The following is a 16,849-nucleotide window of genomic DNA, read 5'->3' as shown; positions in this document are numbered from 1 at the left end:
CGGCCCTTTTCACGTCACCGGACCGGCCGGCCTCACACCGTGGCGTCCAGCCACTCCTCGACGGCTCCCGCGGTCGTCGTGGCGTGCTGCTCCATCATGGTGAAGTGGTTGCCCGCCACGTCCACGGCCGTGTGCTCCAGGTCCCAGTACGAACGCCAGTCGCCGGTCGCCGACCGCTTCCAGTCGAAGAACTGCTCCTCCGCCCGGACCAGCAGCGTCGGCGCCTTCACGGCCTCCGGCTTCCAGCCGCCGAACAGCCGGAAGTACGCGCCCATCGCGAGCAGCCTGCTGTCGTCGACCGGGACGTAGCTGCCCTGCCGCTCGTCCACCCCCTCCGACAGCCCCGGCTGGATGCCGATGATGGCGTCGTCGTCGTGCGAGTAGATGTCGACGAGGACCACGGCCTCCGGGAAGACCCCGGCGCTCTCCAGCCGGCCGGCCACCGCGTGGGCGAGCATGCCTCCCGAGGAGTGCCCGAGCAGGACGAACGGCTCCCCCTCCGCGTGCCGCAGGACGGCCTCGGCCTGCGCCTCGATCACCGCTTCGGCGGTCGAGGGCAGCTGCTCCCCGCGCAGGAAGCCCGGCGCGGCCATCGCGTGGACGTCCCGCCGGCCGCGGAACGCTGAGGCGAACCGGGCGTACTGGTGCGGGCCCGAGATCGACAGGATCGAGGAGAAGCACACCAGTGCGGGCCGCGTCCCGCCGCGCGAGAGCCGCACCAGGCTCGGCGCCTTGCGCAGCTCGGCCGCCGAGGCGAACGACGGCCGGAACCGCGACGCCTGCATGAGCAGTTCCATGAACTGCCCGGACGCACCCTGCGTCCCCGCCTCCTGGAGCATGGCTCCGAAGACTCCGGCGCCCTCCTCACCGTCCTGCCCGGACGCGCCGTCGGGCCCGGCCGGGCCGCCCGGGGCCCCGGCCAGCTCGGCGCGCAGCCGGGCGGCGACGAGGAGCGGGGTCGGGTGGTCGAAGAGCAGGGTGGCCGGCAGTCGCAGGCCCGTCGCCGCGTTCAGCTGGTTGCGCAGCTCGACGGCGGTCAGCGAGTCCAGGCCGAGCTCCAGGAACTCCTGGGACTCCCCCACCGCGTCGGGCGAGGGATAAGCGAGCACCGCCGCGGCCGTGGCACGCACCACCTCCAGCAGCACCCGCTCCTGCTCCTCCTCCGGCAGTGCCGACAGGCCCGCGAGCCGTCGCGCCGCGGCGGACGCCGCCGCGTCGGCGACGCCGTGGGCGGCGGCCCTGCGCAGGCCCCCGCGCACCAGTCCCCGGAAGAGCGGCGGGAGACCCCCGGCGTCCGCCTGGGCCCGCAGGGGTGCGGTGTCCAGCCGCATGGCCACGAAGACGGTGCCGGTCCCGGTCAGGTCGCTCGCCGTGTCGAAGAGGGCCAGGCCCTCCTCGGAGGAGAGCGGGGCCAGTCCGGCGCGCGCCATCCGCTGGACGTCGGCGTCCGTGAGGTCGCCGGTCATCTCGCTGCGCTGCTCCCACAGCCCCCAGGCCAGCGACACCGCGGGCAGTCCCGCCGCGCGCCGGCGCTGGGCCAGGGCGTCGAGGAAGGCGTTCGCCGCCGCGTAGTTGGCCTGCCCGGGGCTGCCGAGCGTACCGGCCGCCGAGGAGAACAGGACGAACGCGGAGAGGTCCAGATCCCGTGTCAGCTCGTCCAGGTGGAGGGCGGCGTCGACCTTGGGCCGCAGCACCGCGTCGATGCGCTCCGGGGTCAGGGACGGTACGAGCCCGTCGTCGAGGTGGCCCGCCGTGTGGACGACGGCGGTCAGCGGGTGCTCGGCCGGGATGCCGGCCAGCAGCGCGGCCAGCGCCTCCCGGTCGGACGCGTCACAGGCGACGACGGCCGCCTCGGCGCCCAGCGCGGCGAGCTCCGCGACGAGCTCCGCGACGCCGGCGGCGGCGGGACCGCGCCGACTGGTCAGCAGCAGGTGCCGGACACCGCGTTCGGTCACGAGGTGCCGGGCCAGCAGGCTGCCGAGCACTCCGGTGCCGCCGGTGATCAGGACGGTGCCGTCCGCGTCGAGCGCGGCGGTGACCGGGGCCTGGGCATCGGCGTCCGTCTCCGGGCGGGCGGCGGGGACCCGCGCCAGCCTGGCGGCGTGCAGGGTTCCGGCCCGGACGGCGAGCTGGGGTTCTCCGCTCGTCAGGGCGGCCGTGAGCAGCGGGGCGAGCTCCGCCGTGCCGTCGTCGTCGAGGTCGAGCAGCAGGAACCGGCCGGGGTTCTCCGACTGCGCGGACCGCAGCAGGCCCCACACCGACGCGTGGGCCGGATCCGCCACGCCCTCGCCCGGCCGTGCCTCGACCGCGCCGCGGGTGACCACCGCCAGGCGGGCCCCGGCGAGGGTCTCGTCGGCCAGCCAGCTCTGGACGAGGCCCAGGGCGTCGTGAGCGGCCTGCCGGGTGGCTCCGGCGATGCCGGCCGCCGTGTCCGCCGTACGGTCGGTGTCGGTCCCGGCGTACGAGACGAGCACGGTGTCCGGCAGCGGCTTGCCGGCCGCCACCACGGCCGCGAGCACGTCCAGATCCGTGTAGACGTCGGCGGTGATGTCCGCACCCCGCAGCGTCGCTTCCAGCCCCAGGGTGTCGGTCCCGACCACGGCCCAGCGCCCGCCCGCGGCGGCGGGGGTCACGGTCAGTGCGGGCCACTCCAGCCGGAAGAGCGACTCGTGGAAGCTCGGCAGGGCCGAACGCAGCCGGGTCGGGTCGAGCTCCCGCAACAGCAGGGACTCCACCGACACGACCGGCTCACCCTGCTCGTCGAAGGCCGCGAGGGACACCGCTCCGGAGCCCGCGGGGGCCAGACGCACGCGCAGCGCGCCCGCCCCGACCGCGTGCAGGCCGACGCCGGTGAAGGAGAACGGCAGCCGGATCCGGTCGCCGTCGCCCGCCGCGTCGTCCCCGGTGGCGAGGAAGGAGCCGAGCGCGAGGCCGTGCAGCCCCGCGTCGAGCAGCGCCGGGTGCACACCGAAGTGCGCGGCATCGGCCTGCGGGCCCTCGGACAGCGCGAGTTCGGCGAACAGTTCGTCGCCGCTGCGCCAAGCGGCCCGCAGGTTGCGGAAGGCCGGGCCGTACGCGTACCCGATGGCGGCGAACTGCTCGTACAGGTCGGCCACCTCGAGCGGTTCGGCTCCTGCGGGAGGCCAGACCTCGGGGCCCGATACCCGGGGCGCGGCCGGCGCGTCCGCCGCGCCGAGCACACCGCCGGCGTGCCGCGTCCACGGCACCTCCTGGCCCCGCGCGCCGTGGTCGTCGCCGGTCTCCGGTCGCGAGTGGACGTGCAGCGCGCGCCGTCCCGCCTCGTCGGGCGCGGCGACCGACAGGCGGAGCTGGAGCGCGCCCTGCTCGGGCAGCACCAGCGGAGCCTCCAGGGTCAGCTCCTCGACGTAGTCGGTGCCGGCCCGCCGGGCGGCGTGCAGCGCGAGCTCCACGAAGGCGGTACCGGGCAGCATGACGGTGTCCGCCGCCCGGTGGTCGGCCAGCCAGGGGTGGCTCTGGAGCGACAGGCGCCCCGTGAACAGGAAGCCGTCCGAGTCGGGCAGTTCCACGGCCGCACCGAGCAGCGGGTGCCCGGCCGACCCGAGCCCGGCCGAGGCCACGTCGCCGACCTGGCCGGCCGGCACGTCGATCCAGTAGCGGTCGCGCTGGAAGGCGTAGGTGGGGAGGTCGACGCGCTGGGCGCCGGTACTGGCGAAGACGGCGTCCCAGTCGACGGTCACGCCGCGGACGTAGGCCTCGCCGAGGGAGAGCCAGAAGCGTTCCAGGCCGCCCTCGTTGCGGCGCAGGGAACCGAGCACGGCGGCCTCGCGGCCGGCGTCCTCGGCCGTCTCCTGCATGCCGACGGTCAGCACCGGGTGCGGGCTCGACTCGACGAACACGCCGAAGCCCTGGTCGAGGAGGGTGCGGGTGGCCTGTTCCAGCTCGACGGTCTGACGCAGGTTGCGGAACCAGTAGCCGGCGTCCAGCTCCGGCCCCTCGACCCACTCACCGGTGACGGTCGACAGGAACGGAACTTCGGCGGTGCGCGGGGCGATCGGGGCGAGGAGCTCGGCCAGCTCGTCCCGCAGCAGTTCCACCTGCGCGGAGTGCGAGGCGTAGTCCACGGCGATCCGCTTGGCACGGATCCCGTCGGCCTCGCACGCGGCGAGCAGCTCGTCCAGCGCCTGGACCTCACCGGACACGACCACCGAGGAGGGGCCGTTGGCCGCGGCGACCGAGATCCGCTGCTCGCCCCAAGGGGCGATGCGTTCACGGACCGCGGCGGCCGGCAGGGGCACGGAGACCATGCCGCCCAGCCCCGCCAGCACACGGCCGATGGCCTGGCTCCGCAGGGCCACGACCCGGGCCGCGTCCTCGAGGGTGAGGATCCCGGCGACGCAGGCGGCCGCGATCTCGCCCTGCGAGTGCCCGATCACCGCACCCGGACGCACGCCCGCCGCACGCCACACCTCGGCGAGGGACACCATCACCGCGAACAGCGCCGGCTGCACCACGTCCACCCGGTCGAGGGTGGGCGCGCCCTCGACGCCGCGCAGGACGTCGATCAGCGACCAGCCGGTGAACGGCTCCAGCACCTTCGCGCACTCGTCGATCCGCGAGGCGAACGCCGGGGACGACTCCAGCAGGCCCACCGCCATGCCGACCCACTGCGAGCCCTGACCGGGGAAGACGAACGCCGTCTTCCCGGTGCTCACGGCGCCGCGCGTCACTCCGGCGGCCGCGGCCCCGTCCTCCAGCGCGGTCAGACCGCGCAGCAGCTGCTGCCGGTCACCGGCCACGACCACCGCGCGGTGGTCGAAGACGGCCCGCGTGGTGGCCAGGGAGAGCGCCACATCGGCGGACCTGAGCCCGGCCTCGCCCTCCAGGTGGGTCCGCAGGCGGGCCGCCTGGCCGCGCATGGCATCCGCCGACTTCGCGGACAGCACGTACGGCAGCACCGGCACCGTACCGGTCTCGGCCGCGGTCACCGCGGCCTCGTCCGGGGCCTGCTCGATGATCGTGTGCGCGTTGGTCCCGCCGATGCCGAACGACGACACGGCCGCGCGGCGCGGGCGCCCGGTCTCCGGCCAGGGGGTGGCCGATTCCAGGAGCGAGACCGCTCCCGCCGACCAGTCGACGTGCGGGGTGGGCTCGTCGACGTGCAGGGACTTCGGCAGGACGCCGTGCCGTATCGCCTGGACCATCTTGATGACGCCCGCGACACCGGCGGCGGCCTGCGTGTGGCCCACGTTGGACTTGATCGAGCCGAGCCACAGCGGCTGCTCGTCCGTGTGCTCCTGACCGTAGGTGGCCAGCAGCGCCTGCGCCTCGATGGGGTCGCCGAGCGTAGTACCGGTGCCGTGGGCCTCGACAGCGTCGACCTCTGCGGCGGACAGACCGGCGTTGGCCAGGGCTTGGCGGATGACGCGCTGCTGGGAGGGGCCGTTCGGGGCCGTGAGGCCGTTGGAGGCGCCGTCCTGGTTGATCGCCGAGCCGCGGACCACGGCGAGGACCGGGTGGCCCTTGGCGCGGGCGTCCGAGAGCCGTTCGACGAGCAGCATGCCGACGCCCTCGCCCCACGCGGTGCCGTCGGCGGCGGCCGCGAACGGCTTGCAACGCCCGTCGGACGCCAGGCCGCGCTGGATGCTGAAGGCGATGAAGGTGCCGGGCGTGGCCATGACGGTCACGCCGCCGGCGAGTGCCATGTCGCATTCGCCGTTGCGCAGCGCCTGGACGGCGAGGTGGAGGGTGACGAGTGAAGAGGAGCAGGCCGTGTCGACCGTCACCGCCGGGCCCTCCAGGCCGAACGTGTACGAGACGCGGCCCGAGGCAACACTGCCCGAGCTGGAGGTCCCCATGTAGCCCTCCAGGCCCTCCGGGGCCCGGTGGAGCAGGGTGCCGTAGTCGTTGTACATCACGCCCGCGAACACGCCCGTCCGGCTCCCGCGCATCGATGCCGGGTCGATGCCGGCCCGCTCGAAGGCCTCCCACGAGGTCTCCAGCAGCAGTCGCTGCTGCGGGTCGGTGGCCAGGGCCTCGCGGGGCGAGATCCCGAAGAACGTCGGGTCGAAGTGGTGCGCGTCGTGCAGGAACCCGCCGGTCGGGCTGTAGTCGGCGCCCGGCTGGCCGGGGTCGAGGATTCCGGCGAGGTCCCAGCCGCGGTCGTCCGGCATGGCGGAGATGGCGTCCCGGCCGTCCGCGACGAGGCGCCACAGGTCCTCGGGCGAGCGGACGTCACCGGGGAAGCGGCAGGCCATCGCCACGATGGCGATCGGCTCGTCGTCGTGCACGGAGGCCGCGACCGTGGCCACGTCCGCTCCCTGGCCGCCGAGCAGTTCGGCGTGCAGGTACTCCGCCAGGACCGCCGGATTCGGGTAGTCGAAGACGAGGGTGGCCGGCAGGCGCACGCCCGTCGCCGCCGCGAGGCGGTTGCGCAGCTCCACCGCGGTCAGCGAGTCGAAGCCGACCTCGCTGAACGACCGCGCCGGGTCCACCGCTTCGGGGCCCGCGAAGCCGAGTACCGCGGCCACCTGGCCCCGGACCAGCTCCAGCAGGGCTCCCGGCCGCTGGTCCTGCGGCAGCGCGGCGAGCTTCCGCGCGAAGGCACCGCCGGCGGCCGTGCCGCCCCGGGCCGCACGGCGCGAGGGCATGCGGACGAGTCCGGAGAGCAGGGGCGGGAGCAGTCCACCGCGTGCGGCGGCGCGCAGCGCGGCCAGGTCCAGCCTGACCGGCACCAGCAGGGCCTGCCCGGAGGCGCACGCGCTGTCGAACAGGGCCACGCCTTCGGCGGCGGTCAGGGCGATCACGCCACCGCGGCCCATGCGCGAGACGTCGTCGGCGTCCAGGGTGTCCCCCATGCCGCCCGCCTCGTCCCACAGGCCCCAGGCGAGGGACGTCGCTGCCAGGCCCTGGGCCTGGCGGTGGGCCGCGAGGGCGTCCAGGAAGGTGTTGCCGGCGGCGTAGTTGGCCTGACCGGCACCGCCGAACACACCGGCGGCGGAGGAGAACAGGACGAACGCGGCCAGGTCGAGGCCGGCCGTCAGCTCGTGCAGGTTCCACGCGGCGTCCACCTTCGGACGCAGTACGGCCGACAGCCGCTCGGCGGTCAGGGAGCCGACGACACCGTCGTCCAGGACACCGGCCGTGTGCACGACCGCCGTCAGCGGGTGCTCGGCGGGGATTGCGGACAGGACGGCGGCCAGCGCGTCACGGTCGGCCACGTCACAAGCGGCCCACGACACCTCGGCACCCAGCCCGGCGAGCTCCGCCGACAGGTCGGCGGCACCCTCGGCAGCGTCGCCACGCCGGCTGACCAGCAGCAGACGCCGTACACCGTGCTCGGTCACCAGGTGACGGGCGAACAGCCCGCCCAGCGAACCGCTGGCACCCGTCACCAGCACCGTGCCCCCGGCCGCCCACTCCGGATCGGAGCCGGCGACCGACGCACGCGCCAGCCGCGGCACCAGCAGCACGCCCCCGCGCACCGCCACCTCGGACTCGCCCGAGGCCAGGGCCGCCGAGAGCGCGTGCTCCACGTCGCCGTCGGCGTCGACGTCCACCAGGACGATCCGGCCCGGGTTCTCCGACTGCGCCGAACGCACCAGACCCCACACCGAGGCGTGCACCAGGTCCGCCGGACCGTCACCCGGGGCGACGGTCACGGCGCCGCGGGTCAGGAACGCCAGACGCGCATCGGCGAAGCGGTCGTCGGACAGCCACCGCTGGAGCAGCGTCAGCACCCGGCCCGCCTCGGCGTGCACCGCGTCGGCCACGTCCGTGCCGGCGGGCTCCCGGCACGACAGCACCAGCGCACCCGGAACCGCGTCGAGATCGTCGAGGACCCGCGCGTCGGCCGCGTCCCGCATGACCCAGTCGCCGAACAGCGCGTCCGACGGCATCAGTTCGGGCCACTCGACGCGGAACAGCGCGTCGCCGTGGCCACCGACCTGTCGGCCGAGCTGCTCGGGCGAGAAGGCGCGCAGGGCGAGGCTGTCCACCGAGGCGACGGGGACGCCTTCGGCGTCGGCGATCTCCAGACGCACCGCTTCCCGGCCGGCCCGGGAGAGCCGTACGCGCAGGGTGTCCGCTCCCGTGGAGTGGACCGCGACCCCGGACCAGGAGAACGGCAGCCGCGGCTGGCCGGTGTCCTCCACGAGGGAGCCGAGCCCGATGGCGTGCAGAACGGAGTCGAGGAGCGCCGGGTGGATCGTGAACTGATCGGCATCCGGGCCCTGCTCGTCGCCGAGGCCGACCTCGGCGAACACCTCGTCGCCCTTGCGCCAGGCGGCGCGCAGGCCCTGGAACACCGGCCCGTAGCCGAAGCCGGACTCCGCGAAGCCGTCGTACAGCTCGTCGACGTCGACGGGCTCCGCGCCGGCCGGCGGCCAGGCCGCGAGGTCGAACACCGGGGGCTCCTGCGCACCGATCGCGAGGGTCGCGGTGGCGTTCCGGAGCCAGAGGGCGTTGTCCGCCGCCAGGCCGTCGCGCGAGTGGAAGGCGAGGGGCCGGCGGCCCGCCTCGTCGGGCGCCCCGACGGCGATCTGGAGCTCGACGGCGCCGTCCTCGGAGAGGACGAGGGGGGCGGCCAGGGTCAACTCTTCCACCAGGTCGCAGCCGACCTGCTCACCGGCGCGCAGCGCCAGCTCGACGAACGCCGTACCGGGCAGCGTGACCGCGCCCATGACCACGTGGTCCGCGAGCCACGGGTGGGTGGCGACGGACAGCCGCCCGGTGAGGAGCAGGCCGTCGGCGTCGGCCAGCATCACCGAGGCACCGAGCAGGGGGTGGTCGGCGGGCCGCAGGCCCGCGGCAGTCGCGTCGGCGGAGGACCCGACGGGGAGGTCGATCCAGTACCGCTCGTGCTGGAAGGCGTAGGTCGGCAGGTCGATGCTCCGGGCACCGGTGCCCGCGAAGTACGACTCCCAGTCGACGGGGGCCCCGTGGGCGTGGGCCTCGGCGACGGCGGCCGTGAGGGCGGCCGTCTCGGGACGCTCCTTGCGCAGGGCGGGGGCGAACGCCGCACCACGCGTGTCGTCGGTCAGGCAGGCCTGCGCCATGGCGCAGAGGACGCCGTCGGGCCCCAGTTCGAGGTACGTGGTCACTCCGGCCGCTTCGAGGGCGCGGACGCCGTCGAGGAAGCGGACCGCCTCGCGGACGTGCCGGACCCAGAAGTCGGCGGAGCCCATCTCGTCGGTGACGAGGGCGCCGGTCAGGTTCGAGACGACCGGGATCCGCGGGGCGGCGAAGGTCAGCCCCTCCACCACCTGGCGGAAGTCCTCCAGCATGCCGTCCATGTGCGGCGAGTGGAACGCGTGGCTCACGGAGAGGCGCTTGGACTTGCGGTCCGGGAAGGCTTCCAGGACGGCGGTCGCCGCGTGCTCGTCACCGGCGACCACGACCGAGCGCGGACCGTTGATCGCGGCGATGCTCACCCGGTCGGTCAGCAGCGGCAGGACCTCGTCCTCGGAGGCTTCGAGTGCGATCATCACGCCGCCGCCCGGCAGCGCCTGCATCAGCCGGCCACGGGCCGCCACCAGCGTGCACGCGTCGTCCAGGGCCAGCACCCCGGCCACGTGCGCGGCAGCGATCTCGCCGATCGAGTGCCCGGACAGGAAGTCCGGCTTCACCCCCCACGACTCCAGCAGCCGGAACAGGGCCACCTCCAGTGCGAACAGCGCCGGCTGCGTGAACTCCGTCCGGTCCAGCAGCTCCGCGTCCGTACCGAAGAGGGCCTTGCCGAGGGGCAGTCGGATGCGTTCGCACACCGCGTCCAGCGCGGCGGCGAACACCGGGTGGGCCTCGTACAGCTCACGCCCCATCCCGGGTCGCTGGCTGCCCTGGCCGGTGAACAGGAACGCCAGCTTCCCGGCTCCGGCGGCGCCCACGGTGCCGCTCGTGATCCCGGCGGCGGACACGTCGCCGTCCGCCAGCGCGGCCAGCGCGCCGAGCAGCCCCTCCCGGGCGCCGGCGACGACCACCGCCCGGTGGGCGAAGGCCGCGCGACGGGTGGCCAACGAGTAGGCCATGTCGGCCGCTCCGGCCTCCGGCGTGTCCTGCAGGTGGGTCCGCAGGCGGGCCGCCTGGGCGCTCAGCGCGTCCGCCGACTTCGCCGACAGCACGTACGGCAGCACCGGCCCCGTACCCGTCTCGGCCACGGCCACCGCGGCCTCGTCCGGGGCCTGCTCGATGATCGTGTGCGCGTTCGTGCCGCTGATGCCGAACGACGAGATGGCCGCTCGGCGCGGACGTCCGGTCTCCGGCCAGGCCACCGGCTCCGTCAGCAGCTCGACGGCGCCCTCGGACCAGTCGACGTGCGGGGACGGCTCGTCCACGTGCAGCGTCTTCGGCACCGTCCCGTGCCGCATGGCCTGCACCATCTTGATGATGCCCGCGACACCGGCGGCGGCCTGCGTGTGTCCCATGTTCGACTTGATGGAGCCGAGCAGGAGCGGCCGGTCCTCCGGCCGGTCCTGCCCGTACGTGGCCAGCAGCGCCTGGGCTTCGATCGGGTCGCCGAGGGTCGTGCCCGTGCCGTGCGCCTCGACCACGTCGACATCGGCCGAGGCCAGGCCCGCGTTGGCCAGGGCCTGGCGGATGACGCGCTGCTGGGAGGGGCCGTTGGGGGCGGTCAGACCGTTGGAGGCGCCGTCCTGGTTGATCGCCGAGCCGCGGACCACGGCGAGGACCGGGTGGCCCTTGGCGCGGGCGTCCGAGAGCCGTTCGACGAGCAGCATGCCGACGCCCTCGCCCCACGCGGTGCCGTCGGCGGCGGCCGCGAACGGCTTGCAGCGGCCGTCCGTCGCGAGGCCGCGCTGGCGGCTGAAGGCGATGAAGGTGCCGGGCGTGGCCATGACGGTCACGCCGCCGGCGAGTGCCATGTCGCATTCGCCGTTGCGCAGCGCCTGGACGGCGAGGTGGAGGGTGACGAGCGAGGAGGAGCAGGCGGTGTCGACCGTCACCGCCGGGCCCTCCAGGCCGAACGTGTACGAGACGCGGCCCGAGGCCACACTGCCCGAGCTGGACGTCCCCATGTAACCCTCCAGGCCCTCCGGGGCCCGGTGCAGGAGCGTGCCGTAGTCGTTGTACATCACGCCCGCGAACACGCCCGTCCGGCTCCCGCGCATGGACGCCGGGTCGATGCCGGCCCGCTCGAAGGCCTCCCACGAGGTCTCCAGCAGCAGTCGCTGCTGCGGGTCGGTGGCCAGGGCCTCGCGGGGCGAGATCCCGAAGAACGTCGGGTCGAAGTGGTGCGCGTCGTGCAGGAACCCGCCGGCCGTGCTGTAGCTGGTGCCCTGCCGGTCCGGGTCGGCGTCGAAGAGTCCTTCGAGGTCCCAGCCCCGGTCGGCGGGCATGTTCGAGATCGCGTCCCGCCCGTCGCGGACGAGGCGCCACAGGTCCTCGGGCGAGCGGACGTCACCGGGGAAGCGGCAGGCCATCGAAACGATGGCGATCGGCTCGTCGTCGTGCACGGCGACGGCGGTCGGGGCCGCGTCCGCTTCCTGGCCGCCGAGCAGTTCGGCGTGCAGGTAGTCCGCCAGGACGGTGGGCGTCGGGTAGTCGAAGACGAGGGTGGCGGGCAGCCGGACGCCGGTGGCGGCGCCGAGGCGGTTGCGGAGTTCGACGGCGGTCAGCGAGTCGAAGCCGACCTCGTTGAACGACCGCGCCGGGTCCACCGCCTCCGGCCCCGCGAAGCCGAGCACGGCTGCGACCTGGCCTCGGACCAGCCCGAGGACGGCGCCGGCCTGCTGGTCCTTCGGCAGGGCGGCGAGCTGCCGGGCGAACGCGCCGCCAGCTCCCCGGGCTGCCCGGCGGGCCGGCATCCGGACGAGGCCGGACAGCAGCGGCGGGAGCATGCCGCCGCTCGCCGCGGCGCGCAGGGCCGCCATGTCCAGCTTCACCGGCACGAGCAGCGGCTGCCCTGCGGCGCAGGCCGCGTCGAACAGGGCGAGGCCGGTCTCCGGCGTGAGGGCGCCCACGCCGCCGCGGTTCATGCGGTCGCGGTCGCCGTCGGCCAGGTCACCGCCCATGCCGCCGATCTCGGCCCACAGGCCCCAGGCGAGGGACGTGGCGGTCAGGCCCTGGGCCCGGCGGTGCGCGGCCAAGGCGTCCAGGAAGGTGTTGCCGGCGGCGTAGTTGGCCTGACCGGCACCACCGAACACACCGGCCGCCGACGAGAACAACACGAACGCGGAGAGGTCCAGGTCCCGGGTGAGTTCGTGGAGGTTCCACGCCGCGTCGACCTTCGGCCGGAGCACGGCCGACAGACGCTCGGCGGTCAGCGAACCGACCACACCGTCATCCAGAACACCGGCCGTGTGCACGACCCCGGTCAGCGGGTGCTCCGCGGGTATGCCTGCCAGTACGGCCGCCAGGGCCTCCCGGTCGGCCACGTCACACGCCGCCCACGACACCTCGGCACCCAGACCCGCAAGCTCGGCGGACAGCTCAGCCGCCTCGCCACGACGGCTCACCAGCAGCAGACGCCGTACACCGTGCTCGGTCACCAGGTGACGGGCGAACAGCCCGCCCAGCGAACCACTCGCACCGGTGACGAGCACCGTGCCCTCAGTGGCCCACCCCGCGGCCGTGTCCGCGGCGAGCGCCGCACGCGCCAGCTTCGGCGCCAGCAGCGCGCCGCCCCGTACCGCCAGCTCGGACTCGCCCGAGGCCAGCGCGGCCGACAGCCCGGCCTCGACGTCACCCTCGGCATCGACGTCGACCAGGACGAACCGGCCCGGGTTCTCCGACTGCGCCGAACGCACCAGACCCCACACCGCAGCGTGGACCAGGTCCGACACACCCTCGCCCGGTACGGCGGCCACGGCGCCCCGCGTCAGGAACACCAGACGCGACCGCGCGAAACGCCTGTCGGACAGGCACTCCTTGAGCAGCGTCAGCACATGGCCCGTCTGCGCGTGCACCGCGCCCGCCAGGTCCTCGGCGGCCGCCTCCACGCACGGCACGACCAGTGCCGCCGGAATCTCACCGCCCTCGGCCACGGCCACGGCCAGCCCGGCGAGATCCGCGAACACCTGCGGACCCTCGCCCAGCATCAGCCAGTCACCGGACGGCTCGCCGGACGCCACCTCCGACCAGGCCACGTGGTACAGGGAGTCCCCGTGACCGCCGGCCTGCCGGCCGAACTGCTCCGGCGAGAACGCGCGCAGCGCCAGACTGTCCACCGACGCGACGGGCACACCCTCCGCGTCGGCGATCTCCAGCCGCACCGCGTCCCGCCCGGCCCGCGAGAGCCGCACCCGCACACTGTCCGCACCGACGGAGTGCACCACCACACCGGACCACGAGAACGGCAGCCGGCCCTGACCGGTGTCCTCCACCAGCGCGCCCAGCCCGATCCCGTGCAGAACCGCGTCCAGCAGCGCCGGGTGGATCGTGAACGACTCCGCACCCGGCTCGGTCTCACCGTCGAGGCTCACCTCGGCGAACACGTCCTCGCCCCGGCGCCAGGCGGCCCGCAGGCCCTGGAAGGCCGGCCCGTACCCGAAACCGGAGTCGGAGAGGCCCTCGTACAGGCCCTCCACGGGGACGGCTTCCGCCCCGGCCGGCGGCCACTCGGTGAGGTCGAAGCCGGGGGTGTCGCCCGCCCCTTCGGCCAGGAGCGCGGTCGCGTTCCGGATCCACGGCTCGTCGTAGGCCGCGCGGTCGTCGCGGGAGTGGAAGACGACCGACCGCCGGCCGGACGCGTCAGGTGCCGCGACGGAGATCTGGAGCTCGACGCCGCCCTCCTCGGGCAGCACCAGCGGAGCGGCGAGCGTGAGGTCGTCGACCAGGTCGCAGCCGACCTGCTCACCCGCCCGCAGGGCCAGCTCGACGAATGCGGTGCCCGGCAGCAGGACGGAGCCCATGACCCGGTGGTCGCCGAGCCAGGGGTGCGTCGTCAGCGACAGGCGCCCGGTGAGCAGCAGCCCGTCGGCGTCCGCCAGGGAGACCGAGGCGCCCAGCAGCGGGTGGTCGGCGGACCTGAGGCCCACGGTGGTCACGTCCCCGCCGAGGGATCCGGCATCGAGCCAGTAGTGCTCGCGCTGGAAGGCGTACGTGGGCAGGTCCACCTGCTCGGCGCCGGTGCCGGAGTGGAAGGCGTGCCAGTCGACGGCGATGCCGCGTACGTGGACCTCGGCGAGGGCTGTGGTGATCGTCGCCGCCTCGGAGCGGCCCTTGCGCAGGGCCGGGACGAAGGCGACCGGGCCGGTGCCGTCGGTCAGGCAGGACTGCGCCATCGCGGACAGCACACCGGCGGGGCCGAGTTCGACGTACGTCGTGACTCCGGCGGCCTGCAGGGCGCGGACCCCGTCGAGGAAGCGGACGGTCTCGCGGACGTGGCGGACCCAGAACTCGGCCGAGGCCATCTCGTCCGAGACGAGGGCGCCGGTGAGGTTCGAGACGACCGGGATGCGGGGGGCCTCGAAGGTCAGCCCTTCCACGACCCGGCGGAAGGCGTCGAGCATGCCGTCCATGTGGGGCGAGTGGAACGCGTGGCTGACCGTCAGACGCTTGGCCTTGCGGTCGGGGAACGCCTCCGCGACGGCGACCGCGGCGTCCTCGTCACCCGCGATGACCACCGAGCGCGGGCCGTTGACCGCCGCGATGCTCACCCGGTCGGTCAGCAGCGGCAGTACCTCGTCCTCCGAGGCCTGCACCGCGATCATCACACCACCGGCGGGCAGCGCCTGCATCAGCCGGCCGCGGGCCGCCACCAGCGCGCACGCGTCCTCCAGCGAGAGGACGCCCGCGACGTGCGCGGCGGCGATCTCACCGATGGAGTGACCGGACAGGAAGTCGGGCTTCACACCCCAGGACTCGAAGAGGCGGAACAGTGCCACCTCCACGGCGAACAGCGCCGGCTGGGTGAACCGCGTCTCGTCCAGCAGCGCTGCGTCATCCCCGAACAGGACGTCCTTCAGCGGCAGTTCGAGGTGCGGGTCCAGCTGGGCGCACACCGCGTCCAGCGCGTCCGCGAACACCGGATAGGCCTCGTGCAGCTCACGCCCCATGCCGAGGCGCTGGCTGCCCTGCCCCGTGAAGAGGAACGCCGTCTTGCCGCGCGCCCCGGCCACACCGCGTACGACCTGGGCCGTGGCGGTGTCGCCGGCCGCGAGCGCGGCGAGGTGGGCGAGGGCCTGCTCCCGGTCGCCGGCCACGACGACGGCGCGGTGTTCGAGCGCGGCGCGGCCGGTGGCCAGGGTGTGGCTGACGTCCTGCGCCCGCTGGTCGGGGTGGGCGCGCAGGTGGGTGAGCAGGCGCTCGGCCTGTGCCCGCAGGGCCTCTTCGGTACGGGCCGAGACGAGCCACGGCACGACGGGCGGCACGACGGTGCGGCGCCGCGCCTCTTGGCCGCCGGGCTCCTCGGTGGCGGTGTCGATGCCGGTGGCGGAATCGGCGGGCTCGGTCGAATCGGCGGGCCCAGCGGACTCGGCGGGCGCCGCGACCGGGGCCTGCTCGATGATCGTGTGCGCGTTGGTGCCGCTGATGCCGAACGACGACACGGCGGCGCGGCGCGGGCGGCCGGTCTCCGGCCACTCCACGGTCCGGTCCAGCAGCGACACGGCGCCCGCGGACCAGTCGACCTTGGTCGACGGCGCGTCCACGTGCAGCGTCTTCGGGATCCGGCCGTTCCGGATCGCCATGACCATCTTGATGACGCCTGCGACGCCGGCGGCCGCCTGGGTGTGCCCGATGTTGGACTTGACCGAGCCGAGCCACAGCGGCCGGTCCTCGGTGTGCTCCCGGCCGTACGTCGCCAGCAGCGCCTGCGCCTCGATCGGGTCGCCCAGGGTCGTACCCGTGCCGTGCGCCTCGACGACGTCGATGTCGGCGCCGGTGAGCCGCGCGTCGGCCAGGGCCTGGCGGATGACGCGCTGCTGCGAGGGACCGTTCGGGGCGGTCAGACCGTTCGATGCACCGTCCTGGTTGACGGCCGAACCACGGACCACGGCCAGTACGCGGTGACCGTTGCGCTGGGCGTCGGACAGCCGCTCCACGAGCAGCATGCCCGCGCCCTCGCCCCACCCGGTGCCGTCGGCGGCATCCGCGAAGGACTTGCAGCGGCCGTCGAAGGACAGGCCCCGCTGCTTGCTGAACTCGGTGAAGGTGCCGGGGGTCGGCATGACGGTGACGCCACCCGCGAGGGCGAGCGAGCACTCGCCCTTGCGGAGGGCCTGCATGGCCAGGTGCAGCGTGACGAGGGAGGAGGAACAGGCCGTGTCGACGGTGAGCGCCGGACCTTCGAGACCGAAGGTGTACGAGACGCGGCCGGAGGCGATGCTGCTGGAGCCGCCGGTGCCGAGGTAGCCCTCGACTTCCGGGGGTACGGCGCGCAGACGCGACGCGTAGTCGTGGTACATGACGCCCGTGAACACGCCGGTCCGGCTGCCGCGCACGGAGGTCGGGTCGATGCCGGCCCGCTCGAAGGCCTCCCAGGAGGTCTCCAGCAGCAGGCGCTGCTGCGGGTCCATCGCGACGGCCTCACGCGGCGAGATCCCGAAGAACTCCGGCTCGAACCGGTTGGCCGAGTGCAGGAAGCCGCCTTCCTGCACGTAGCTGGTGCCCCGCCCGTCCGGGTCCGCGTCGAAGAGCTGCCCCGTGTCCCAGCCCCGGTCCGTCGGGAACGGGGAGATCGCGTCGGTCTCCTCGGACACCAGCCGCCACAGGTCCTCGGGGGACTCGACGTCCCCCGGGTAGCGGCAGCTCATCCCGATGATCGCGATCGGCTCCTGCTCCTCCGACTCGACCTCCTGGAGCCGACGGCGCGTCTCGTGGAGATCGGCCGTCACCCGCTTCAGGAAATACCGGAGCTTTTCCTCGTTCATGCGTGCATCCCTTGTACAGAAGCCAGAAAGTCAGAGTCGTTGGA

The 16,849-nt window shown here is 74.4% G+C and carries 1 protein-coding gene; it reads right to left on the bottom strand.

Features of this window, described 5'->3' with window-relative positions:
- Positions 1-32: 32 nt before the first annotated feature.
- Positions 33-16,805 carry a type I polyketide synthase gene (locus tag JYK04_RS36160; protein ID WP_202185948.1) on the bottom strand — a complete coding sequence of 5,591 codons (16,773 nt, stop codon included), beginning with the start codon at positions 16,803-16,805 and terminating at the stop codon, positions 33-35.
- Positions 16,806-16,849 lie beyond the last annotated feature (44 nt).

Source organism: Streptomyces nojiriensis (genome assembly GCF_017639205.1).
Classification (GTDB): Bacteria; Actinomycetota; Actinomycetes; order Streptomycetales; family Streptomycetaceae; genus Streptomyces; species Streptomyces nojiriensis.
Note: the sequence above shows the minus strand (reverse complement) of the source record. Positions and strands in the feature narration are given on the sequence as shown.

Excerpts from the sequence above, each read along its gene's own strand:
- JYK04_RS36160 (WP_202185948.1), bottom strand. The coding sequence starts at position 16,805 with ATGAACGAGGAAAAGCTCCGGTATTTCCTGAAGCGGGTGACGGCCGAT.